This window comes from Klebsiella sp. HC6 (genome assembly GCF_022605325.1).
GTDB lineage: Bacteria > Pseudomonadota > Gammaproteobacteria > Enterobacterales > Enterobacteriaceae > Klebsiella > Klebsiella terrigena.
On the sequence record NZ_CP093276.1, the window covers coordinates 2,368,455 to 2,388,830 of the forward strand.

Consider the following 20,376-nt stretch of genomic DNA (forward strand, 5'->3'; position numbering starts at 1 on the left):
CTTCTCAGGCTTTTGACAGCGGCAGGCGATGGATCTGCAGGACCGCCTTCGCCGCTTCCTGGCCCTTTTTCACGAAGTGATCGCGGTAAAAATCGATAAATTCGGCGGCGGGCTGGAAGTTGTGCGGCGTCAGAGAGACCGAGAACATCGGCACTTCCGTTGCCAGCTGCGTCTGCATCAGGCCGCTGACCACCGCCTGGGCCACGAAGTCATGGCGATAGATCCCGCCGTCAACCACCAGCGCGGCGCAGACGATGGCATCATAGCTGCCGCTTTTCGCCAGCCGCTGGGCCAGCAGCGGCATTTCAAACGCCCCAGGGACATCCCAGCTCTCGACGGCGTAATCCGCCTGCTGGCGATCCAGCTCCTGGCGGAAACCTGTCTCGGCCTGGCTGACGATATCCGCGTGCCAGTTGGCTTTGATAAAGGCGACTCTTAACGATGGCATGACTCACTCCTGTTAAACGGCCGGCATCGGGCGATGCGGGCCCAATCATTTAGACCAGCAGATCCTCGACTCCGCTATCGATATAGGGGGCCCAAAAGGCCACGCTTTCAGCGATATCGGCGACAACCTGGCTATCGGTCGGTTCGCGTTCTTTAAAACTGAGCTCAAGGCAGATCTCGTTATCCTCGGCGCCGCCGCGCCTGAGCGCGTCGAGCAGCGGTTGGGGTTGGATCCGTCCGTTAACATTATACTGTAATGTAAAGGGTCGATGCCCGCCTTTATCCAACATGCTTTGTTTAATATGGATAATCGGCGAGTCGCGGGGGACGGTTTCGGCCCAGGCGTAGGGATCATAGTCGCGCGGGTCGGGGGAGGTGACGTCGCCGTGGTCAATATCCGCCATCATCCGCATCGGCAGCGCCATTCCCGCAGCGGCCAGCCGCGCCTGCAGCGCCCGGCAGGCGGCAAGGGTTTCGCCAAACTCGCGCCCGACGCTCATTGGCTCCCAGAACAGATACTGCAGTCCCGCCGCCTTCGCATGCTCCGCAACCTCCGCCCAGCACTCAGCCGCCGCGTCGATTAACGCCTCCCGCCGCCGCGCATCGCCGTAGTCGCGGTAGGTAAAAATGGCAAACTGGGAGCCGACGGCGCGGCCGCCGAGCTCCGCCGTGATATCGGCAAAGGTTTTAAACCAGTCAATATAGTAGCGGCGCACGGCGGGGTCGGGATGGCCAAAGTGGTTCAGCCGCCCGTAGGGGCCGGTCATCCCGGAGGTGACGCGCACGCCGGTTTTGCCCAGCGCCGCGCGCATTCTCCGCGTCATTCGGGTGATGGTCGGTGCGGGCCAGCCGGGATTGATAAACTCGTGCGTCAGCTGCAGATCGCGGATGCGAATCCGCCGCGCCACGGTATCAATCAGATCCTCAGGTTCGGCAAAGCGGTTAACCAGCGGATTGGTATTCAGGGACAGAGTCAGCGCCATTATGCTCTCCTTAACCGGCCCGGGCGCGAGGCGGCGCCTCGGCAAGAGGCACGAAGCTCATGGCGAACCAGTCGCTAAAGCGCTGCTGCTGCTCCCCGGTCAGGTGCAGCCGATGCTTGGTGCGTCGCCACAAAATATCCTCTGCCTGCCGGGCCCACTCGTTTTCGACCAGATAGCGGGCTTCGGCTTCGTAGAGCAGGCCGCCAAAATGCTGCCCTAAATCCTGCAGGCTGCGGGCGTCACCCAGCAGCTGCGGCAATCTGGCGCCGTACAGCCGGGCGTAGTGCCCGCGCAGCGCCGCCGGCAGCCAGGGGAACTGCTCTTTTAGCGTCTGCAGGAAGGTGTCAAAGTCGGCGTTGGCGATTTCGCCTCCGGGCAGCGTGGCACCGCGGGTCCAGTCGCCCCCCATCTGCGGGAAATAGGGCGCGAGCTTTTGCACGGCGTGTTCGGCCAGCTTGCGGAAGGTGGTGATTTTACCGCCGAAGATATGCAGAATCGGCAGCTGCTGCTCATCATCAAGGTCGAAGACGTAGTCGCGGGTCACGGCGGAGGGGTTGCCCTTGCCGTCGTCAAACAGCGGACGTACGCCGGAGAAGCGGGTGATAACATCCTCAGCCCGCAGCTTGATTTTGAAATAGCGGTTAACGGCGTCAATCAGATACTGCTGCTCGCGGTCGTCGGCGCTGACGGAGTCGGCGTCGCCCTCCCAGGGAATATCGGTGGTGCCGATCAGCGCCTTATCGCCTTCATAGGGGTTGATAAAAATCACCCGCTTATCGTGGTTCTGGATCAGATACGCCTGCTGTCCCTGCCAAAACTTATCGACGATGATATGGGAACCCTTCACCAGCCGGACGCTGCGCCTGCTGCGGGTGCGGGTGACCTGAGTAATGATATCCAGCACCCACGGGCCGGCGGCGTTGACCAGCGCCCTGGCGCGGACGGTTTCCTGCGCGCCGGTCAGCGTATTCTGCAGGGTAATTTCCCAGGCGCCCTCGGCGCGTTTTGCCGCGACGCAGCGGGTGCGGGTCAGGATGGTGGCGCCGCGCTCGGCGGCGTCCCGGGCGTTGAGCACCACCAGCCGGGCGTCATCAACCCAGCAGTCTGAATACTCGAAGCCTTTAGCATACTGGTCGAGTACGGGATCGCCCTGCGGGTCGCGGTGTAAATCGAGGGTGCGGGTGCCGGGGAGCTTTTTGCGCCCGCCGAGGTTGTCATAGAGAAACAGGCCGAGGCGGACCAGCCACGCCGGACGATCGATGGGGCTGTGCGGCAGGACGAAGCGCATCGGCCAGATGATGTGCGGCGCGGACTGCAGCAGGACCTCGCGTTCGATCAGCGCTTCCCGTACCAGGCGGAACTCATAGTACTCGAGGTAGCGCAGCCCGCCGTGCACCAGCTTGCCGGATCGCGACGAGGTGCCCTGCGCCAGATCGTCCTTCTCGCACATCATGACCGACAGGCCGCGTCCGGCGGCGTCGCGCGCGATGCCCCCGCCGTTGATGCCGCCGCCAATGACAAATAAATCGAGGATCGTTTCACTCATTTTGGGACTCCATTAATCCGGTTAACGGCCCGCGCCCGGCTGCCGCAGGGCGTGCCAGACCGGCGGCAGTTCGCTGCGAACCTGCTGGTAGCTGTGAAAAAGGTGCTGATAGCGTTCAACCAGCGCGGGAGAGGGGGCTTCCGGGGCGTCCAGCAGCGGCGTTACCCAGGTTTCGACGCAGCGCGCCATGGTGGGATAGGCGCCGATAGCGACCGCCGCCATCATCGCCGCCCCCGCGGCGCCGGCCTCTTCCCGGCGGCTGCTGCGCACCGGCACGCCGACGCAGGCCGAGAGGATCTGCCGCAGCTGCGGGGAGCGAATGGCCCCGCCGGTGAGCCGCAGCTCTCCGGGCATGCTGTGGCCCATGGCCTGATAGCAGTCGCGGGCGGCAAAGCCGATCCCCTCAATCACCGCCCGCACCATGTCGCCGAAGCCGTGGCTGTAGCTCAGCCCGACAAAGCTGGCGCGGGCCTCGGCGTTGACGAAGGGGCCGCGCTCGCCGGCTTCGGAAATATAGGGGTGATACAGCAGGCTGCCGGGCTGGGCCTCGCTCAGCCAGCGGTCGATATGGCCCACCAGCCTGGCGTGGTCGACCTCGCAGCCGAAGTCGTTGAGCAGGTCGCTGGCAACGTGCAGCAGCCAGTCGAGGTTCAGGGTTGAGGCCATGTTGGTCTGCACCTGGGTGACGTAGCCCGGCCAGGGAAGGGGGATGACGTATCCGGTTTGCTGCGGGTTGAGCCAGACCTCGGCGGTGGGGAGCGCGCGCAGGTGCACCCCGGTTGAGCCGACGATGGAGCAGGCGCTGTTTGCCGCCCCGGTATGCACCCCGGCGCCGAGCGCGGTCATCGCCATATCGACGTAGCCGAGGCTCACGGGGGTGCCCGCCCGCAGGCCGGTCGCCGCCGCGGCCTCGGCGCTAAGCGGATGGGTCGTCTGCGTTCCGTCGACGATCTCCGGCAGCAGGTGGCGACGGTGCTCGAGCTCCAGCGCGGCGATGGCCTGCGGATCGTAGCGCCCGGTGCGGAAGTTGCCGAAGGTGAAGCTGGCTTCCGAAGGGTCGGTGGCGCGCACGCCGGTCAGGTTAAGATAGAGCCAGTCTTTACAGTGCAGGGCCACTTCGCTCTTATCCAGCAGCGCGGGATGGCAGCGATCCATATGCGCCATTTGCGACCCCTGCTGGCAGGTGTTCAGGCCGGTTCCCGTCGCCTCAAAGCGCGCGCGCGCCAGCGGCGAACGCTTCAGCCGCTCAACCGTCGGCGCCGCTCGGGCGTCGAGCCAAATCCAGGCGTCGTCAACCGGTCGGTTTCCGGCACCCACCAGCCAGGTGCCGTCTCCCTGGCCGGTGACCGCCACGGCGACCACGCGGGCGGCGAGGTTATCGATACGCTCACCCAGCCGGCGGATGGCGTCGACCGCATCCTCCCAGGTCTTGCTCATCGACTGCAGCGCGGCGCCGCCTTCCGCCCGGCGATAGCTGTTGCGCGCGGAGGCGCAGCCCAGCTGCTCCCCTTCGAGATCGAAAGCCACCGCTTTGACCACCGAGGTACCCGAATCCAGCCCCAGAATAATGTCGCGATTATCCATCGATGCCTCCGCAGCGCCGGTGTACTCCTCGTGGAGGAAGGGAGAGAATGTTCATCTGTCGTCACCAGTGTGTTAATTAAGTGTGATTGTTTTGATAAATAACTTCATACACTATCTATCACACAGTTAACACTACCGATGTATTATTTTTCTTTTTGTGTAATAAATTTCAGATAAGAAAGCGGGGACGATCACAGTTTTAACCTTTACCTGGCGATCGATAGCCCTGAGTATTTTCCTTTGTCGCCTTACGTTACCCATCTTTCAGCCCGTTTCCCGCTGCGATAAAATTTTCGATCCAGATCGCGCTCTGTAGAAAAAACTCAAACCCATATTGACAATCGTGCAACAAACGAACAATTCTCATCACATATAGTTATCGTATTTATAACACTAAGGCGCGCTATCAGCGTCAAAGCTAACTCTCTGTGAGGTCAACATTATGTCCGGTGTTTCCGCCCTCTCTGCCCGGCACTCGCGTCAGCGCATTCGCCGCTACGCGCTAACCGGCCTCGCCGTCGCGGCGGCCATCGCCGCCATTGCGGCAGATACCAAAGTCGTCAAAACGGGCTCCGGCGCGGCGGCGCAGGCGCAGGGGTTCTCCGTCGAAACCTATGGCGACAAAACCTTTCCTGACATTAAGCGCGCCGTTGAAAGCCGCGCGGTGGAGGCGAACGAGCTGGCTGCTGCGTTAAAGGCCGACCCGCAGGCGGCGATAAAAAAATATGGCGTTGGCGCCACGCTGCCGGTGATGGCGGTGCGTTTTCAGGGCGCGGTGGGCGACGAAAAGGCGGGGATCTTTAGCGTCGCGGTGCCCGGACTCCCCGAAGGATGGAAGATTCGCCTGCAGACGGGGCCGGTGCTCACCGGCACCGAGCTGCGGGACGCCACCGGCAGCATCCAGTTTGGTGATTTTACTAACCAGATCGAGTACCAGAACGCCGGCGCGGCTCTCAACCGGACGCTAAAGGCGACGCTGCTGGATACCCTCGACCGCCAGGCGCTCCCCGGCAAGCAGGTCGCTGTCGTCGGCGTGTTTCGGCTGCTGACGCCCAATAACTGGCTGGTCACGCCGGTCAGCCTGGAGGTGAAATGAAACAACCCAAACTGCATCCGGCGCTGCTGAAGGGCGAGGTTATTCTCTCGGCGCGCAACGTGAGCAAAGTCTACGGCTCCACCCACGCCCTCAAAGGCGTCAACTTTGATATTCGCCGCGGCGAGGTCACCACGCTGTTTGGTGAAAACGGCGCCGGAAAATCGACGCTGATGAAAATACTCTCCGGCGTGATTACGCCAAGCAGCGGCGAAATCGTGCTCGACGGTCAGGTGAAGGTCTTCAGCTCCGCCAGCGATGCGCGGGACAGCGGGATTTCGATTATCCACCAGGAGCTGAACCTGGCGCCGAACATGAACGTTCGCGACAACATCTTTATTGGCCGCGAAATCATGAAGCCGGGCGGCGTCGATTATGCCGAAGAGACGCGGCTGACCGCCCACTTGATGAAGTCGCTGGAGGAGGGGATTGAGCCGCTGGCGCTGGTGGAAAATTTACGTCTTGGCCAGCAGCAGATCGTGGAGATTGCGCGGGCGCTGTCGGTGGATTCGCAAATTCTGATTATGGATGAACCGACCTCGGCGCTGAGCGCCGCGGAGGTCAGCGTGCTGTTCCAGGTGATTCGCGATCTCACCAGCCAGGGGGTGGCGATTGTCTACATCTCCCATCACCTGGAGGAGGCGCTGGAGATAACAGACCGCGCGGTGGTGCTGCGCGACGGCGTAATGACCGCCTGGGCCCGCCGGGATGAGATCGACCTCGACTGGGTGGTGCGCAACATGGTGGGCGACAGCTTCGATCTCGGGTCGCCACCGGAGGGCTATGCGTTCGGTGAAACCGCGCTGGCGGTCAGCGACCTGACGGTAAAAGGCAAAGCCGGGATTCGGCTGGTGGACAACCTGTCGCTGACGGTACGCGCCGGAGAGATCGTCTGTATTTATGGCCTGATGGGGGCCGGGCGGACCGAGCTGATGGAGTGCATCGCCGGGCGCTTAAGGCAGTCGGCGGGGACGATTTCGCTGCGCGACGGCGACGTCTCCGGCCTGTCGATTGCGCAGCGCATCGCCAGCGGCCTGGCGCTGGTGCCGGAAGATCGCCAGCGCGACGGGCTGGTGCAAACCATGTCGGTGGGGGAAAACCTGACCCTCGCCAGCATCGGCGAGTTTATTCGCGGCATGGTGCTCTCCACGCGGCGGGAAAAGCAGCTCATCAACGACAGCATCCGCAGCGTGACGGTCAAAACGGCCGGCGGGGAGGCGGCGATCGGCTCGCTTTCCGGGGGGAATCAACAGAAGGTGGTGATCGGCAAAATGCTCGCTACCCGGCCAAAGGTGATTTTACTCGATGAGCCCAGCCGCGGGATCGATATCGGCGCCAAAGCCGAGGTCTTTCGGCTGCTGGCGGAGAACGCCAGGCAGGGGCTGGCGGTGATCTACTCCACCTCGGAAGTGGGGGAGTGCCTAAGCATTGCCCACCGTATTGTGGTGATGAGCAAAGGTCGGATTACGGCCGTGTTTGACGCCAACGTAAGCAAAGAACGCATCATGGCGGCCTCCGGCGAGTCGCTGGTGGCATGAAAATAAAACCTGGAGTAGAAACCATGACCGACAGAACTCAGTCGTTAAGCCCCGCTACGCCGCTGGCGCGAGCAGGACGGGTAAATAAAGGGATGAGCGTGGCGCGTATCCTGCTGGAGGGGCGCGCCTTTTTCGCCCTGCTGCTGATTATCGCCGTGTTCTCATTCCTGTCGCCGAACTATTTAAGCGGCGCCAACTTTCTCACCATGGCCTCGCACGTCGCCATTTTTGGCCTGCCGGCGATTGGCATGCTGCTGGTTATTCTCAACGGCGGCATCGATTTGTCCGTGGGCTCCACGCTGGGCCTGGCGGGGGTCTGCGCCGGCTATATGATGCAGGGCATTCATCTCGATGCGGCCGGCGTGGTGCTCTATCTGCCGGTGTGGGCGGTGGCGATCCTGACCCTCGCCGTCGGGGCGCTGGTGGGGTTGATCAACGGGGTGCTGATCGCCTGGTGCCGGGTGCCGGCGTTCGTCGCCACGCTGGGATCGCTGTACGTGGCCCGCGGCGTGGCGCTGCTGATGACCAACGGCCTGACCTACAACAAGCTCTCCGGCGCGGCGGAGCTGGGGAATACCGGCTTCGACTGGCTGGGGTTCAACCGTATTTTTAACATTCCCGTCGGCGTGCTGGTGCTGGGGGCGGCGGCGCTGGCCTGCGGCTTCCTGCTGAGCCGTACTGCGTTTGGCCGCTGGCTGTACGCCTGCGGCGGTAACGAGCGCGCCGCTGAGCTATCCGGCGTGCCGGTTAAGCGCGTCAAAATCAGCGTCTACGTGCTGTCGGGGCTCTGCGCGGCGATGGCCGGGCTGGTGCTCTCTTCGCAGCTGACCTCCGCCGGGCCCACCGCCGGAACCACCTACGAGCTGACGGCGATCGCCGCGGTGGTGATCGGCGGCGCGGCGCTGACCGGCGGGCGCGGCAACGTGCGCGGCACCCTGCTGGGGGCTTTCGTTATCGGCTTCCTCTCCGATGGTCTGGTGATTATCGGCGTCTCCGCCTACTGGCAGACGGTGTTTACCGGCGCGGTGATCGTGCTGGCGGTGCTGCTGAACACCCTGCAATACGGCCGGCGCGGCCGCTAGCCCGAAACTTGTCCGCAGCGGAGGCCGGGCCGTATCCGTTCTGACGTTAATCCGTACCTGTATCCTAAAATAACGGAGCACTACCACTATGATGTTTGATAACAGCAAGCGTTTTATCCTCGTTGCCGCCGCCGCAGCGTTAACCGCCTTCTCTGCGCCAACCTGGGCCGATGGGCTGATGACGATTATCGTTAATGACCCCTCTAACCCCTACTGGCTGGCGGAGGGGCAGGTGGCGCAGAAGACGGCGGAGAAGCTCGGCTACACCGCGAAAGTTAGCGCTCATAAAGGCGATACCAATACCGAAAGCCAGCTGATTGATACGGCAATCACCAATAAATCAAAAGTGATTATCCTCGACCCGGCGAACGCCGACGGCTCTATTGGCTCGGTGAAAAAAGCCATTGCCGCCCACATTCCGGTGTTTATTATCAACGCCGAGCTGAATCAAAGCGGGCTGGCAAAAGCGCAGCTGGTTTCCAATAACGCGCAGGGCGCCGCGCTGGGGGCCCAGCAGTGGGTGCAGCAGGTCGGCGACAGCGGCGACTACGTCGAGCTGAAGGGGCCGCCGTCCGACAACAACGCCGCCACCCGCGCCAACGGCTTCGAAACCGTGCTCGGCCAGTATCCGGACCTCAAGAAGGTCGGCTCGGAGGTGGCTAACTGGGATCGCACCCAGGGCTTTAACAAGATGCAGTCCCTGCTGCAGGCCAATCCGAACGTTAAGGGCGTCATCAGCGGTAACGATGAGATGGCGCTCGGCGCGATCGCCGCGCTGAAGGAGGCCGGAAAGCTCAAGCAGGTGACTGTCGGCGGCTTTGATGGCTCGCCGGACGCGGTCGATGCGGTGAAGGAGGGGAGCCTGGCCTATACCGTGATGCAGCCGGTGGCGACCTTTACCGCCAAAGCGGTGGAGCAGGCCGATACGTTCCTGAAAACGGGCAAGACCGGCGCCGCGGCGGAGAAGCAGCTTTTTGACTGCATCCTGATAACCAAAGATAACGCCGCGAAAATGACCTCACCGTTTATCCTCTCCGAATGACCGCGTAGTCTCCGCATCGGGGCGCTCGCCGCCCCTTTGCGCGAAAGCCGCTTGAAGTATGGCGGCTATAGCGCTGTAATTGACGCTGTTCAGGCCCTTTACCGATCTCTTTATGGACGAACTATGACGCAATTTACGCAGGATCATTCACTCAACGCTTTTCTGGCGGAAGGGCTGCCAGGCGATAGCCGACAGGCCCGCCAGCGCGCGCGTCGCCAGCTGATTGTCGAAGCCGTCATGGTCGAAGGGGCGATTCGGATTGAGGATATTACCGAGCGCTTTGGCATTAGCCTGATGACCGCCCATCGCGATATCGACGAGCTGGTCGAGCGCGGCCTGCTGCATAAATCCCGCGGGGTGGTGTCGGCGACGCCCACCAGCCTGGTGGAGTCCAGCGATATCTACCGCTCAACCCGCCAGCTGGAAGAGAAGCAGGCTATCGCCGAGGTGGCGGTCAGCTACCTGGAGCCGGGGCAGTCCACTTTTCTCGACGACTCCACCACCGTCTTTCAGATGGCGAGGCTGCTGCCCGCCAGGGCGCCGCAGACCATCATCACCAACTCGCTGACCCTTATGAGCGAGCTCAAGGGCCTGCCGGATATCACCCTGCTCGGCCTTGGCGGACAGCTGCACAACTGGTGCAACGCCTTTATGGGGCACATGACGCGCAGCGAGATTGCCGGGCTGCGCGCGGATATGTTTTTCCTCAGCATGTCGGCGATCGTGGACGACGCCGTCTTTCATCAATCTGCCGAAATGGTCGAAACCAAGCGCGCGATGTTTGAATCGGCGCAGCAGCGTATTCTGCTGATGGATCACACCAAGTTCGAGCGCCGGGCGCTGCACCGGTTCGCCGACCTCAGCGAGTTTGACGTGGTGATTGTCAATCAGGGGATCCCTCTCCCGGCGCTCAACCGGATGCGCGAGCTGGGGGTTAACGTGGTGGTGGCGCCGATGAAGCCGGCGGCAGCGCTGAAGTAAACCGGCCGGCCTGATTCACGTTTCTGGCAAAGCTAAGTCATTTAAATACTTTGTTATTTTCCGTGTTATCTCACATCTTCGAAGGATAAAAGATAACGCGGAAACGGTATTTGCAGTAATGACCAAAAAAACGTCTCTCTATTTGCACCCGCAGCAGCGCGACCTGATCCGCCAGCTTTCACGCAGCCGCCTATGGCGCAGCGAACTTCCGACCTGGCTCCTGATTATCACCATCTACGGCGGCTGGTTTGCCACCCTCGTATACTGGCAAACCCTGGGGCTGCTGCCGGCAACGCTGCTGCTGATCTGGTTTAGCGCCTGGTACATGTCCCTACAGCATGAGCTGATACACGGCCACCCGACGCGCTGGCCGCGGCTGAATCAGCTGCTGGGCATCCTGCCGCTGGCGGTGTGGTATCCCTACGGCCTGTACCGGGATTCGCACCTCGCGCACCACGATAATCACCATCTCACGCTGCCGGTCGACGATCCAGAATCCTACTATTTTACCGCCGAAAGCTGGCGGCGCTTTGCGCCCTGGCAGCGCCGGGTGATTCATCTGCGCAATACCTTTATCGGACGACTGCTGCTGGCGCCGCTGCTGGATATTGCGCAAACGCTCGTCAGCGCGTGGCGCGCCTTTCGCTTTCGCCAGAAAGCGGCGATGGCGATGTGGGCTATCCACGGCCTGCTGCTGGCCGGCCTGTTTGCGCTGATGGCACACGTCGATTTTTCGCCGCTCTATTTTGTCGCCGTCGTCAGCTATCCGGCGCTGGCGCTCACCAAGGTTCGCTCCTTCCTTGAGCATCGGGCCGCCGACGATCCGCTGGCGCGCTCGGTGATTAATGAAGCGGGGCTGCCGTGGCGGGTGCTGTTTCTTAACCTCAACTATCATTCAGTCCATCACGACCTGCCGGGAGTTCCCTGGTACGGATTGCGTAAACTCTATCTGCTCGAACGGGAGAGCTACCGGCAGCGTAACCACGGCTTTGTGGTGCGCGGCTATGGCGAATGGCTGCGGCGCTTTTCGTTTCGCGCGGTGGCGGTGAACGCCCATCCCGGCGTAAAAAAGCGGCCCGACGCGGGGGAGAACCATGAATAACGTTGTCGATTTTCCCATGTATGCGGTTAATCATGAACAGACGCGGGCGCTGTGGCTGGCGCTGCGCGAGATCCTCACGGCCCGCGGGGTGACGGTGGCCGACCTGCCGACCCGCTGGCCCCGGGATGAGCTGCTGAGCCACTGGCGCGATCCGCAGCTGCTGCTGAGCCAGACCTGCGGCTATCCGCTGGTGACCCTGCTCCCGGAGGTGCAGATCGTCGGCTGCTTTCACTACGCGGCGCCGGGCTGTGAAGGGGCGAACTACCGTAGCCTGCTGGTGAGCCAGGCGGTAAATCAGCATTTGTCTCTGGCCGATTTTCGCCATCGGCGGGCGGTGTGCAATTCGCCAGACTCCCAGTCCGGCTACAATGCGCTGCTGGAAAGAGTGGCACCGCTGGCCGAGAGCGGCCGCTTTTTTTCCGCCGTGCGCTGGAGCGGCAGCCACCGCCGGTCGCTGATTGAATTACAGCAGGGAACGGCTGATATCGCGGCGATTGACTGCGTCAGCTGGGCGCTGCTGCAGCGCCATGAACCCGCGCTGCTTGCCGGGCTGAGCGTTATCGGACGCAGCCCGTCGGCGCCGGGGCTACCGCTGATAAGCAGCAAGGATACGCCGCCGGCGACGATGGCGCTCCTGCGCGAGGCGTTGCATCAGCTGGTCACCGGCGCGCGGTACCGGGATATTTGTCGGGCGCAGCTGATCGACGATTTTAGCGTCGTGACGCGCCGACCCTATGCGCAGCTGCTGGCGTGGCGCGCCGAGGCGGCGACAAGGGGCGTGACCCAGCTGTAGGCGGGTGAAGGAGGCCAGGCCTCCTTCGGCGTAGGCTAGCGCGGAGCCGGGGCGGTAAAGCGGTTTTCCGCCGGCGGCAGACCGAGCTTCTCCCGCAGCGTGCCCGGCGGATAGCTGGTGCGCATCGCACCGTTCCGCTGCAGAATCGGCACCACCTGGTCGACGAAGCGATCGAAATCCCCCGGCAGCAGCGGGAACATCAGGTTAAAGCCGTCCGCCGCGCCGGCGCGCCAGGTGGCGGTCAGCGCTTCGGCGACCTCCTCTGCGCTGCCGATCAGCAGCCAGCTGTCGGAGCTTTGCAGCAGCAGGCGGCCCAGCTGCAGAACGGTCAGGCTGGGATCGTAGTGGCGGATAAGCCGCAGCGCGGTGCGGATGCCGTCAAACGTCTCCTCGTCCGGCAGCGGCGGCAGGGGTTGGTCCGGCGAGTGGGCGCTTAAATCCATCCGCAGATAGGATGAGAGCAGATCTATCGCCATCTGGTCGCTCATCAAACGCTCGTTCAGCCGCTGGCGCTCCTCCTTCTCGGCGTCGGAATTGACCACCACGGGCAGAACGCCGGCGATGATTTTAAAGTGCGCCGGATCGCGCCCGTAGTCCCGCAGCCGCTGATTCATCTCCTGACGATAGGCCAGCCCCTCGGCAATGGATTGAATAAACACGAAGTGCATATCTGACCACGCCGCGGCGAGGTTTTTCCCCGCCTCGGAAGATCCCGCCTGGACCAGCACCGGATGACCCTGCGGCGGACGCGGGACGTTAAGCGGCCCGCGAACGTTAAAGAACTCACCGCGATGGTTGAGGTGGTGCACCTTCGGCGCGTCGGCAAACAGGCCGCTCGCTTTGTCATACAGCACCGCATCGTCCTCCCAGGAGTCCCAAAGCCGGGTGACGACATCGATAAACTCCCCGGCGCGCTGGTAGCGGTTGCCGTGCTGCGGAAGCTGGTCGAGGCCGAAGTTTGCCGCTTCCTCTTCCAGCCACGAGGTGACCACGTTCCAGCTTGCCCGGCCGCCGCTAAGGAAGTCCAGCGAGGCAAAGTAGCGGGCAAGGTTGTAAGGCTCGTTGTAGGAGGTGGAGGCGGTGCCCATCAGGCCAATATGTTCGGTCACGGCGGCGAGAGCGGCGAGCAGGGTGATGGGCTCCAGCCGCGCGTTGGCGTAGTGGGTGAGGCCGCTGGGCACCGTATCCCAGATCGAGATATGGTCGGCGATGAAGATGGCGTCAAGGGTGGCGGCCTCGGCCCTCTTCGCCAGCTCCGCGTAGTAGCCGAGGGTAAAAATTTCTTTGCCCGGCGCCTGCGGATGGCGCCATGAGAAGCGGTAATCCCCCTGCGGATTAAAGAAAAACAGGTTCAGAATCATATGATTTTCAGACATGTGCGGCTCGTTTGCGGTTATTGCCGATCCCTGGCACGGAGAGGTTAGCGGTTTGCCAGATGATCGTTGACCCACGCTTCCGCCACGGCGGCCGGATCTTTATGCTGCAGATCGACCTGCTGGTTGAGTTCAATCAGGGTGGCGTTGTTCAGCTTGCCGGAGACGTCGTTCAGCACCTTGCTCACCGTCGGCGTCAGGCTGGCTTTCCGCACCAGCGGCACCACGTTCTGGCTCGGCTGCTCGTGCTTATCGTCGTCCAGCACCACCCAGTCCTCTTTCGCCAGGTTGCCCTGGGTGGAGATAACCGTCGCGACGTCGATTTTGCCGGAGTTGAGCGCCAGGCGAGTCAGCGGCCCGCCCATATCGAGGGATTTTACCGCCTTAAATTCGAGGCCATAGACGCGCTTAAGCCCCGGCAGACCGAGCGCGCGCACCGCCAGCTCCGGCGGCCCGCCGATGGTCAGCTCATGAGCAATGGGCTGCAGATCGGAGAGCTTGCTCAGGCCGTACTTTTTCGCCGTGTCGGCGCGAACCGCCCACGCGGTAATTGAGGTCGCCGGCGAAGGCGTCAGCAGCGTGAAGTCGGCGGGCAGAACCTTAGCCAGCTCGGCGCTGACGTCGCTCTGGCTGGTGGCCAGGGTTTTACCGTCGTAGTAGTTAAGCAGGGCGCCAAGATACTCCGGCACAATATCAATTTCGCCGCTCTTTAATGCCGGAATAATAATCTCGCGGTTGCCGAGATTAAGCCGGGTGCTGACCGCAATATTATTTTTCTTCAGCGCGCTGGCGTAAATATTGGCGAGAATAGAGCTCTCGGTGAAATTAGCGCCGCCGATCGTGACGCTTTCCGCTAATGAGCTAAAGCTTAAGCCGAGTAATCCGACGGCTAATAGTGACAGGCGAAAACGGCGACGGTGAAAAGGGAAAGCTAATATATTGTGCATAGTGCCTCGCTAGGTGAATAAATATCCGTGATGCGCTAAGTCAGCCACGGGTACGCTGCCGCCCGTGTGAAATATTCGGGCCGCGGCGATGGGTGATAAAAACTAATACTCCGGAGTGCCGATGGTATGGGTGAAGCGTCGGTCAATCAGTGAAAAGAGCAGCTCGCTGCCGATGGCCAGCAGGGAGACCACCAGCGAGCCGGCGATCACCTGCGGAATATCGCGCTGGCCGAGCCCGTCAATCAGAAAGCGGCCGAGGCCGCCGAGGCCCGCATAGGCGGCGACGACGGCGGTGGCGATAAGCTGTACCAGCGCGGTGCGCATTCCGGCGAAAATAAGCGGTGCGGCCAGCGGGATCCGCAGCTGCCAAAGGCTTTGCAGCGGCGTCATGCCCAGCGCCTTCGCCGCATCGCACAGCTGGCGGTCGGCGTGATAGATCCCGACCCAGGCGTTGGTCAAAATCGGCGGAACGGACATGGCGACCAGCGCGGCGAAGAGCGGAATATCGTTAAAACCAAACAGCAGAATGCACAGCAGAATTAATCCCAGCGCCGGAACTGCCCTGCCGATATTAAATAAGTTAATGACCACGAAGGCGCCTTTGCGCCAGTAGCCGAGCGCAATTCCCGTGGGCAGGGCAATGGCGGAGGCGATCAGCATGCTCAGCGTAACGTAATAAATATGCTCCCGCAGGCGCACCAGAATACCGCCGTCGCTGAGCCAGTGTTCGGGCTGCAAAAACCAGCCCAGCGTTGCCTGTAGGATATCCATCAGCGCGTCCAGGGCGTAAGCCAATAGCCAACGCGGGCGATCAGCGAGTCAAATAACAGCGACAGCGCGAGGCTCAACGCCAGGCTGACAATGACAGGAGTAATAAAATCCTGGTTAAACCCCGCCAGCAGCAGCTGTCCCAGCCCGCCCTGGCCAATCAGCGCGGTCACCGTCACCAGCCCAACCAGGGTGACGGAAGCGATGCGCAGGCCGGCAAAAAGCGACGGCGCCAGCAGGTGTAGCTCGATATCAAAAAAGCGGTAGCCGCGGGTGTAGCCCAGCGCGCGGGCCGACTCCAGCACCGCCGCCGGCAGCTTCTCGATGCCGGCAAGCGTGTTGCGCAGCAGGATCAGCAGGGAATAGATCGTCAGGCCGATGACCGAGGTGGTCAGCGACAGGCCGGTAAACGGCAGCAGTAAAATGAACAGCGCCAGCGAGGGGATCGTAAACAGGATCCCGCAGAGATAGAGCAGCGGCTGCGCGGCCTTCGGCCAGCGCAGGGTCAGGCCAATCAGTAACCCCGTTATCAGGGTGCCAAAAAAGAGCGGGATAGCCACCAGCTGGGTATGCTGCCACAGCAGCGCGCCGATCGTCATTCGGTTGTCGAGGATCCACTGCCAGTCAACCATAGCGGCGAATTTCCACCAGACCATCCAGCACGTGCTGGAGCAGCGAGTGCGAAACGGTGCCCTGATATTTTCCGCTGTCGTCGACGTGCACCAGCACGCCGCCCGGCGCATCCAGCAGCGCGCTGTAGGCAAAGCGCAGGCTGTGCAGCGCGGCCAGCGGCTGGGTGATGGGCAGCGCGATGCGCCTGTGCGGATCGAACCACTGCAGCGGACGCTGGTGCCTATCGAGGATCAGCTGCAGCGGGCTGCTGAGGGTCGGGTGGTGGCTGGCGATGGGCTCATGCTGCTCGTCAACCAGCGCCACGTCGTGGCGCGGCAGCTGGCCGACCTGAATCATGCCCAGCCGCTTGAGGTTGGGCTCGGGACCGATAAAGCGGCGGACGAAGTCGCTGGCCGGGTGCGATAAAATATGGTCAGGGGAGGCAAACTGCGCCAGCACGCCGCCCTCCTCGAAAATGGCAATTCTGTCGCCCAGGCGGATGGCCTCGTTAATATCATGCGTCACCAGCACTATCGTTTTATGCAGGCGCTGCTGGAGCAGCAGCAGCTCGTCCTGCAGGCGTTCGCGCACCAGCGGGTCGATGGCGGCAAAGGGCTCATCCATCAGCAGCACCGGCGGGTCGGCCGCCAGCGCCCTGGCGATAGCGACGCGTCCCTGCTGGCCGCCGGAAAGCTGATGCGGATAGCGCTCAAGCAGCAGGCGGTCCAGCGACATTAAATCGACCAGCTCGGCAATGCGCGCGCGGATCTGCGTTTTGCTCCAGCCGAGCAGGCGCGGTACCGTGGCGATATTTTGCGCCACCGTGCGGTGCGGAAATAACGCCGCGCTTTGCATCACAAAACCAATTTTGCGGCGCAGCTGGATAATATCGCTTTCGGCTATTTTTACACCCTGCACGTAGACATAGCCGGAATCCGGCTTATCGAGCTGATTAATCATCCGTAATAGGGTGGTTTTACCGCAGCCGCTGGGGCCAACGAAGGTGCAGAGTTCGCCGCTATTAATCGTCAGGTTCAGATTGCTTATTGCCGCATGCGCGCTGCCGGGGTAGGTCTTATAGATATTTTCGAGTCTAATCATTTGCCGCCGTCGCGCCCTGAAGTTTATTTCATGGAAAGCATGAATAAACTACAAGCTACAGAGGCGGTGATTAACCGGCAAATATGATATTTGCATTTGCAATGCCGCTATTTGAATTTAACGCGTGGGGGAAAGCTGATAATGAAAAGGCCACGATAACCGTGGCCAGGAGCATAATTAAAGCAGCAGATAGCTGAGTGCGGAAAAGGCAACCATCCCGGCAATTACCGTAGCAAACAGGCTGCGGGTGAGGGCGCCTGCCACCGTCGCGGCGGCGGCGGCCAGCAGCGAAATGCTGATGCCCGAGCCGCTTAGCGCCGGCTTGCCGAGCAGCTCTGCGGCGATAATCGCCGCCATAATGGCGGACGGAATAAAGCTCAGCCACTGCTGGATAACCGGCGCCAGGCGAAAACGCGAAAGCAGTAAAACAGGCACCGTGCGCATCAGGGCGGTGACCAGCGCGGAGGCGAGAATGGCAAGGATGATATTTCGTTCCATCTATTTTTCTCCTTTGGACGTCAGGCGCAGCCCGACCGTTGCCAGCGTTGCCGCGACCGACGCCGCCACGATGACCACCACGCTCATATCGGTGTGGCCGGCGGTGAACAGCGTGATGACCACCGCCGTTGCAATGCTGAAGGCCTCCAGCGCTTTACGCCGGCTGGCAAACCAGATCATCAGCACCAGCCCGATAAACATCGACACCAGGCTGAAGCTCAGCCCCTCCATCAGCGACGGCGGAAGGGCGGAGGCTAACCCCGCGCCGACCACGCAGGCGAGGATCCAGTTCAGCCACGCGGCGACGTTGAGTCCGAGCATCCACGCGTAGGGCACTTTGTTGTGCCCGCTGCCGCGCTGGACCGCGACGCCGAAGGTTTCATCGGTCAGCAGCAGCCCGCTGATAATTTTTTGTCCGGTCGTGTATTCCCGAAAGAATACGCTCATGGCGGAGCTCATCAGCAGGTAGCGCAGGTTCACCAGCAGCACGCTCAGCACCACCGAGGCGACTTCGGCACCGGTGGCCCACAGCGAATAAAACAGAAACTGGGCGGAGCCCGCGTACAGCGCGCTCGCCAGTAGCGCCGTCTGCGCGGTGGTGAACCCTGATAACGTGCCGATCGCGCCGGCGGCAAAGCCAATGCTCCAGTAGCCGGGGATGGTGGGCAGGCAGGCGATAATGCCCGCGCGAAACTCCGCGGCTGCCTCATCCCTGGGCGAGGTCTTCTTGTTCATCAACATCAAATAGTCCCGAATTGTCCGTCACTGAATGATAATCTTAAGAAATCGTCAGGATCGCTATAGTAAAATCCTGCTCATTGGCTGAAATATCAATTTTGCGCAATAAAAAGGGTGCCGGGGTGGCGAAAGAGATACGGGATGATATCAGGCTCTGGCGGGACAGCGAGCTGCACGGCGGGATGGAGATCCTCCGCGCCTCCTGCTACGAGCACAGCTATCCGCCGCACTTTCATAATGAATATGTGATTGCCGCCTTCGCCCGCGGCGCCCAGCGCACGCGCATCTGCCGGGAGCGCGGCATCGCGGCGGCGGGGACGGTGATGGTGATCATGCCCGGCGAAGTGCATACCGGCGAAGCGGTGCAGCGTGACGAAGGCTGGGATTACTGCGCATTTTATCCTTCAGCGCAGCTGATCGATGAGGTGGCCGCAACGGTGCTTACCGGCACCGGGGAGGTCCATTTTGGCGGCGAAGGGATGCGCCACGACCCGCTGATGGCGCGCAGCATGCTGCAGGCCTCCGCGGTGCTTGGCGCCAGCCGCGATCCGCTGGAAAAAGAGTGCCTGATGTACCAGGTGCTGAATATGCTGGTGGGGCGCTATGCCGGGCGCAGCGCCCGCGGTGGCCGAAGGGATGCAATCCGCGCCGACATCCGTCGCGCCATCGAGTTTTTACACTGCGCCTATCAGCAGCCGCTGACGGTTAAGGAGATTGCCGGGGTCGCCGGGCTGAGCGAGTTTCATTTTATGCGCACCTTCCAGACGCAGACCGGGCTGTCGGTCCATCAGTACCTGACGCAGCTGCGCCTGGTCAGAGCCAAAGGGCTGCTGGCGAAAGGCTTCGGCGCCGCGCAGGTGGCGACGGACGTCGGGTTTTACGATCAAAGCCACCTGATTAAATACTTCCGCCTGCATTATGGCATCACGCCCGGCGTCTTCGCGGCCTCGTCGATATAGGCCGTTCGGCAGACGCTTCCCGGCGCAGCGAATGATTTTGCGTATGCAACTAACATATCCGTATTTGCGCGATGGCGCCGATCGGTTATTGATTGCGGCTGGCATTCGCCTGCAGGAGGCATTGATGGAGATTAACTCTGTATACCGGATCGCCGCCGGGCTGGAGCAGGTCTGGCAGTCGCGGGTATTGGGCGCGGTAGGCAATAGCGCCATAAAGGTCATAAAAATGGGCGGCGAGGGGATCGCCGCCGAAGCGCACGATGACTTCGACGAACTGCTGCTGGTGCTGGAAGGGGCGCTGCCGCTGGTTATTGACGGCAGGCGGTTCAACCTCGCTGCCGGCGATTACTGCTTTGTGCCGAAGGGCGCCGTGCATCACGTTCCGGCCGGCAGCTTCGGCACGCTGCTGCTGGTTGATGTCAGAGACGCGCCGCCGGATTAATCGCTGCCGACCGGCGGGTTTCAGAACGGACTGGCGCTGCTGGCGTTGATTAGCTCCCCGCTGACCGGGTGGGTAAAGCGCAGCTCGCTGGCGTGCAGCATCAGGCGCGGCGCGCGCTCGGTGCCGGGTAGCAGCAGGCCGCCGTAGAGATCGCAGCCTAAAATGGGGTGCCCCGCGAGCTGACAGTGAATGCGCAGCTGGTGGGTGCGACCGGTCTCCGGGGTGAGCCGCACGCGGGTCAGCGGCAGCAGCGTCCCGTCTTCACCCGGGCGCTGCAGGCGCTCAAGCACCCGATAGCGGGAGCGGGCCGGCTTGCCGCGGGTGGCGCAAATGGTCATCCGCGGAAACAGCGCCGGGTCTTTGGCGATGGGGGCGTCTATCACGCCTTCGTCATCGGCCAGGTGCCCGCACAGCAGCGCGCTGTAGACCTTGCTCACCGCGCGCTGGCTAAACTGCTGGCAAAGGGCGGCGTTGATGGCCTTGCTGCGGGCAATCACCATCACGCCGGAAGTGCCGAAATCGAGACGATGAACCAGCGTACAGCCGGGAAAGGTCTGGACTAACCGATGGTGCACCGAGTCGAGATTGTGCGGGTTTTTCCCCGAGAGGCTGAGCAGGCCGGCAGGTTTTGCGATCAGCAGCAGATAATCGTCCTGATAAAGGATCTCAATCTCTGCATGGCACGGCGGGGCAATAAAGGTATCAACGATCGTAGACATCGGGCGGCTCGCCTGGGAAAGAGGAGGC

General features: G+C 62.0%; 21 protein-coding genes. 9 read left to right on the top strand and 12 right to left on the bottom strand.

The annotated features are described in order from the left end of the window. Positions 1–4 precede the first annotated feature (4 nt). Genes MMW58_RS11545 through MMW58_RS11560 form a run of 4 tightly spaced genes read right to left on the bottom strand, consistent with a single transcriptional unit; the run spans position 5 to position 4,560 of the window. Positions 5–448, bottom strand: a complete 444-nt coding sequence (locus MMW58_RS11545) for a 6,7-dimethyl-8-ribityllumazine synthase (protein ID WP_241723404.1) — start codon at positions 446–448, stop codon at positions 5–7. A 49-nt stretch (positions 449–497) separates the two neighbouring features. Then, on the bottom strand, positions 498–1,430 hold the full coding sequence (locus MMW58_RS11550; RefSeq protein ID WP_133598376.1) for a sugar phosphate isomerase/epimerase family protein: 933 nt from the start codon (positions 1,428–1,430) through the stop codon (positions 498–500). Positions 1,431–1,440: 10 nt separating this feature from the next. Next, a complete protein-coding gene (locus MMW58_RS11555) occupies positions 1,441–2,976 on the bottom strand; it encodes a glycerol-3-phosphate dehydrogenase (RefSeq protein ID WP_241723405.1) in 1,536 nt (511 codons plus the stop codon). 21 nt (positions 2,977–2,997) lie between these two features. Continuing rightward, positions 2,998–4,560, bottom strand: coding sequence for an FGGY-family carbohydrate kinase (locus MMW58_RS11560; RefSeq protein ID WP_241723406.1), 1,563 nt, complete (start codon positions 4,558–4,560; stop codon positions 2,998–3,000). A gap of 442 nt (positions 4,561–5,002) precedes the next feature. On the opposite strand from MMW58_RS11560, the gene MMW58_RS11565 reads away from it, so the two are divergent. From MMW58_RS11565 to MMW58_RS11595, 7 genes are all read left to right on the top strand, one after another. Beyond that, on the top strand, positions 5,003–5,656 hold the full coding sequence (locus MMW58_RS11565) for a DUF2291 family protein (protein WP_133598370.1): 654 nt from the start codon (positions 5,003–5,005) through the stop codon (positions 5,654–5,656). Beyond that, positions 5,653–7,191 (top strand): sugar ABC transporter ATP-binding protein, encoded by a 1,539-nt coding sequence (locus tag MMW58_RS11570; RefSeq protein ID WP_133598368.1) that lies wholly within the window; start codon positions 5,653–5,655, stop codon positions 7,189–7,191. The genes MMW58_RS11565 and MMW58_RS11570 overlap by 4 nt, the downstream gene beginning before the upstream one ends. A gap of 23 nt (positions 7,192–7,214) precedes the next feature. Beyond that, positions 7,215–8,273, top strand: coding sequence for an ABC transporter permease (locus tag MMW58_RS11575; RefSeq protein WP_159235746.1), 1,059 nt, complete (start codon positions 7,215–7,217; stop codon positions 8,271–8,273). A gap of 91 nt (positions 8,274–8,364) precedes the next feature. After that, a complete protein-coding gene (locus MMW58_RS11580; RefSeq protein ID WP_123709432.1) occupies positions 8,365–9,315 on the top strand; it encodes a D-ribose ABC transporter substrate-binding protein in 951 nt (316 codons plus the stop codon). 123 nt (positions 9,316–9,438) lie between these two features. Continuing rightward, on the top strand, positions 9,439–10,296 hold the full coding sequence (locus MMW58_RS11585; protein WP_159235747.1) for a DeoR/GlpR family DNA-binding transcription regulator: 858 nt from the start codon (positions 9,439–9,441) through the stop codon (positions 10,294–10,296). Between the two features lie 118 nt (positions 10,297–10,414). Next, positions 10,415–11,398 carry a fatty acid desaturase gene (locus tag MMW58_RS11590; RefSeq protein ID WP_133598362.1) on the top strand — a complete coding sequence of 328 codons (984 nt, stop codon included), beginning with the start codon at positions 10,415–10,417 and terminating at the stop codon, positions 11,396–11,398. Beyond that, positions 11,391–12,191 (top strand): phosphate/phosphite/phosphonate ABC transporter substrate-binding protein, encoded by an 801-nt coding sequence (locus tag MMW58_RS11595; protein ID WP_241723407.1) that lies wholly within the window; start codon positions 11,391–11,393, stop codon positions 12,189–12,191. Before MMW58_RS11590 ends, MMW58_RS11595 begins: the two co-directional genes overlap by 8 nt. A gap of 35 nt (positions 12,192–12,226) precedes the next feature. On the opposite strand, the gene MMW58_RS11600 is transcribed toward MMW58_RS11595, so the two are convergent. From MMW58_RS11600 to MMW58_RS11630, 7 genes are all read right to left on the bottom strand, one after another. Continuing rightward, positions 12,227–13,567: an LLM class flavin-dependent oxidoreductase gene (locus MMW58_RS11600; RefSeq protein WP_241723410.1), complete on the bottom strand. Its 1,341-nt coding sequence runs from the start codon at positions 13,565–13,567 to the stop codon at positions 12,227–12,229. 44 nt (positions 13,568–13,611) lie between these two features. Continuing rightward, positions 13,612–14,511: an ABC transporter substrate-binding protein gene (locus MMW58_RS11605; RefSeq protein ID WP_133598356.1), complete on the bottom strand. Its 900-nt coding sequence runs from the start codon at positions 14,509–14,511 to the stop codon at positions 13,612–13,614. A gap of 102 nt (positions 14,512–14,613) precedes the next feature. Continuing rightward, positions 14,614–15,282 (bottom strand): ABC transporter permease, encoded by a 669-nt coding sequence (locus MMW58_RS11610; protein ID WP_133598354.1) that lies wholly within the window; start codon positions 15,280–15,282, stop codon positions 14,614–14,616. Then, on the bottom strand, positions 15,282–15,911 hold the full coding sequence (locus MMW58_RS11615; protein WP_045859042.1) for an ABC transporter permease: 630 nt from the start codon (positions 15,909–15,911) through the stop codon (positions 15,282–15,284). Before MMW58_RS11615 ends, MMW58_RS11610 begins: the two co-directional genes overlap by 1 nt. Beyond that, a complete protein-coding gene (locus tag MMW58_RS11620; protein ID WP_241723412.1) occupies positions 15,904–16,992 on the bottom strand; it encodes an ABC transporter ATP-binding protein in 1,089 nt (362 codons plus the stop codon). Before MMW58_RS11620 ends, MMW58_RS11615 begins: the two co-directional genes overlap by 8 nt. 177 nt (positions 16,993–17,169) lie before the next feature. Beyond that, positions 17,170–17,490, bottom strand: coding sequence for an AzlD domain-containing protein (locus tag MMW58_RS11625; protein ID WP_045859039.1), 321 nt, complete (start codon positions 17,488–17,490; stop codon positions 17,170–17,172). Next, positions 17,491–18,231, bottom strand: coding sequence for an AzlC family ABC transporter permease (locus tag MMW58_RS11630; protein WP_045859037.1), 741 nt, complete (start codon positions 18,229–18,231; stop codon positions 17,491–17,493). 131 nt (positions 18,232–18,362) lie between these two features. Between MMW58_RS11630 and MMW58_RS11635 the strand changes: the two genes are divergently transcribed. Beyond that, a complete protein-coding gene (locus tag MMW58_RS11635; protein WP_045859628.1) occupies positions 18,363–19,187 on the top strand; it encodes a helix-turn-helix transcriptional regulator in 825 nt (274 codons plus the stop codon). Between the two features lie 43 nt (positions 19,188–19,230). Further along, on the top strand, positions 19,231–19,629 hold the full coding sequence (locus MMW58_RS11640; protein ID WP_241723414.1) for a cupin domain-containing protein: 399 nt from the start codon (positions 19,231–19,233) through the stop codon (positions 19,627–19,629). Between the two features lie 20 nt (positions 19,630–19,649). Here MMW58_RS11640 and MMW58_RS11645 read toward each other — a convergent pair whose 3' ends face one another. Continuing rightward, the gene (locus MMW58_RS11645) at positions 19,650–20,348 is read right to left on the bottom strand and encodes an RluA family pseudouridine synthase (RefSeq protein ID WP_241723417.1); all 699 of its coding nucleotides are present in this window, start codon (positions 20,346–20,348) and stop codon (positions 19,650–19,652) included. Positions 20,349–20,376: the final 28 nt, after the last annotated feature.

Coding starts and splice junctions, on each gene's coding strand:
- MMW58_RS11550 (WP_133598376.1), bottom strand. CDS start 1,430: ATGGCGCTGACTCTGTCCCTGAATACCAATCCGCTGGTTAACCGCTTT.
- MMW58_RS11560 (WP_241723406.1), bottom strand. CDS start 4,560: ATGGATAATCGCGACATTATTCTGGGGCTGGATTCGGGTACCTCGGTG.
- MMW58_RS11595 (WP_241723407.1), top strand. CDS start 11,391: ATGAATAACGTTGTCGATTTTCCCATGTATGCGGTTAATCATGAACAG.
- MMW58_RS11580 (WP_123709432.1), top strand. CDS start 8,365: ATGTTTGATAACAGCAAGCGTTTTATCCTCGTTGCCGCCGCCGCAGCG.
- MMW58_RS11640 (WP_241723414.1), top strand. CDS start 19,231: ATGCAACTAACATATCCGTATTTGCGCGATGGCGCCGATCGGTTATTG.
- MMW58_RS11565 (WP_133598370.1), top strand. CDS start 5,003: ATGTCCGGTGTTTCCGCCCTCTCTGCCCGGCACTCGCGTCAGCGCATT.
- MMW58_RS11645 (WP_241723417.1), bottom strand. CDS start 20,348: ATGTCTACGATCGTTGATACCTTTATTGCCCCGCCGTGCCATGCAGAG.
- MMW58_RS11605 (WP_133598356.1), bottom strand. CDS start 14,511: ATGCACAATATATTAGCTTTCCCTTTTCACCGTCGCCGTTTTCGCCTG.
- MMW58_RS11570 (WP_133598368.1), top strand. CDS start 5,653: ATGAAACAACCCAAACTGCATCCGGCGCTGCTGAAGGGCGAGGTTATT.
- MMW58_RS11620 (WP_241723412.1), bottom strand. CDS start 16,992: ATGATTAGACTCGAAAATATCTATAAGACCTACCCCGGCAGCGCGCAT.
- MMW58_RS11575 (WP_159235746.1), top strand. CDS start 7,215: ATGACCGACAGAACTCAGTCGTTAAGCCCCGCTACGCCGCTGGCGCGA.
- MMW58_RS11630 (WP_045859037.1), bottom strand. CDS start 18,231: ATGTTGATGAACAAGAAGACCTCGCCCAGGGATGAGGCAGCCGCGGAG.
- MMW58_RS11590 (WP_133598362.1), top strand. CDS start 10,415: ATGACCAAAAAAACGTCTCTCTATTTGCACCCGCAGCAGCGCGACCTG.
- MMW58_RS11545 (WP_241723404.1), bottom strand. CDS start 448: ATGCCATCGTTAAGAGTCGCCTTTATCAAAGCCAACTGGCACGCGGAT.
- MMW58_RS11615 (WP_045859042.1), bottom strand. CDS start 15,911: ATGGTTGACTGGCAGTGGATCCTCGACAACCGAATGACGATCGGCGCG.
- MMW58_RS11585 (WP_159235747.1), top strand. CDS start 9,439: ATGACGCAATTTACGCAGGATCATTCACTCAACGCTTTTCTGGCGGAA.
- MMW58_RS11625 (WP_045859039.1), bottom strand. CDS start 17,490: ATGGAACGAAATATCATCCTTGCCATTCTCGCCTCCGCGCTGGTCACC.
- MMW58_RS11600 (WP_241723410.1), bottom strand. CDS start 13,567: ATGTCTGAAAATCATATGATTCTGAACCTGTTTTTCTTTAATCCGCAG.
- MMW58_RS11555 (WP_241723405.1), bottom strand. CDS start 2,976: ATGAGTGAAACGATCCTCGATTTATTTGTCATTGGCGGCGGCATCAAC.
- MMW58_RS11610 (WP_133598354.1), bottom strand. CDS start 15,282: ATGGATATCCTACAGGCAACGCTGGGCTGGTTTTTGCAGCCCGAACAC.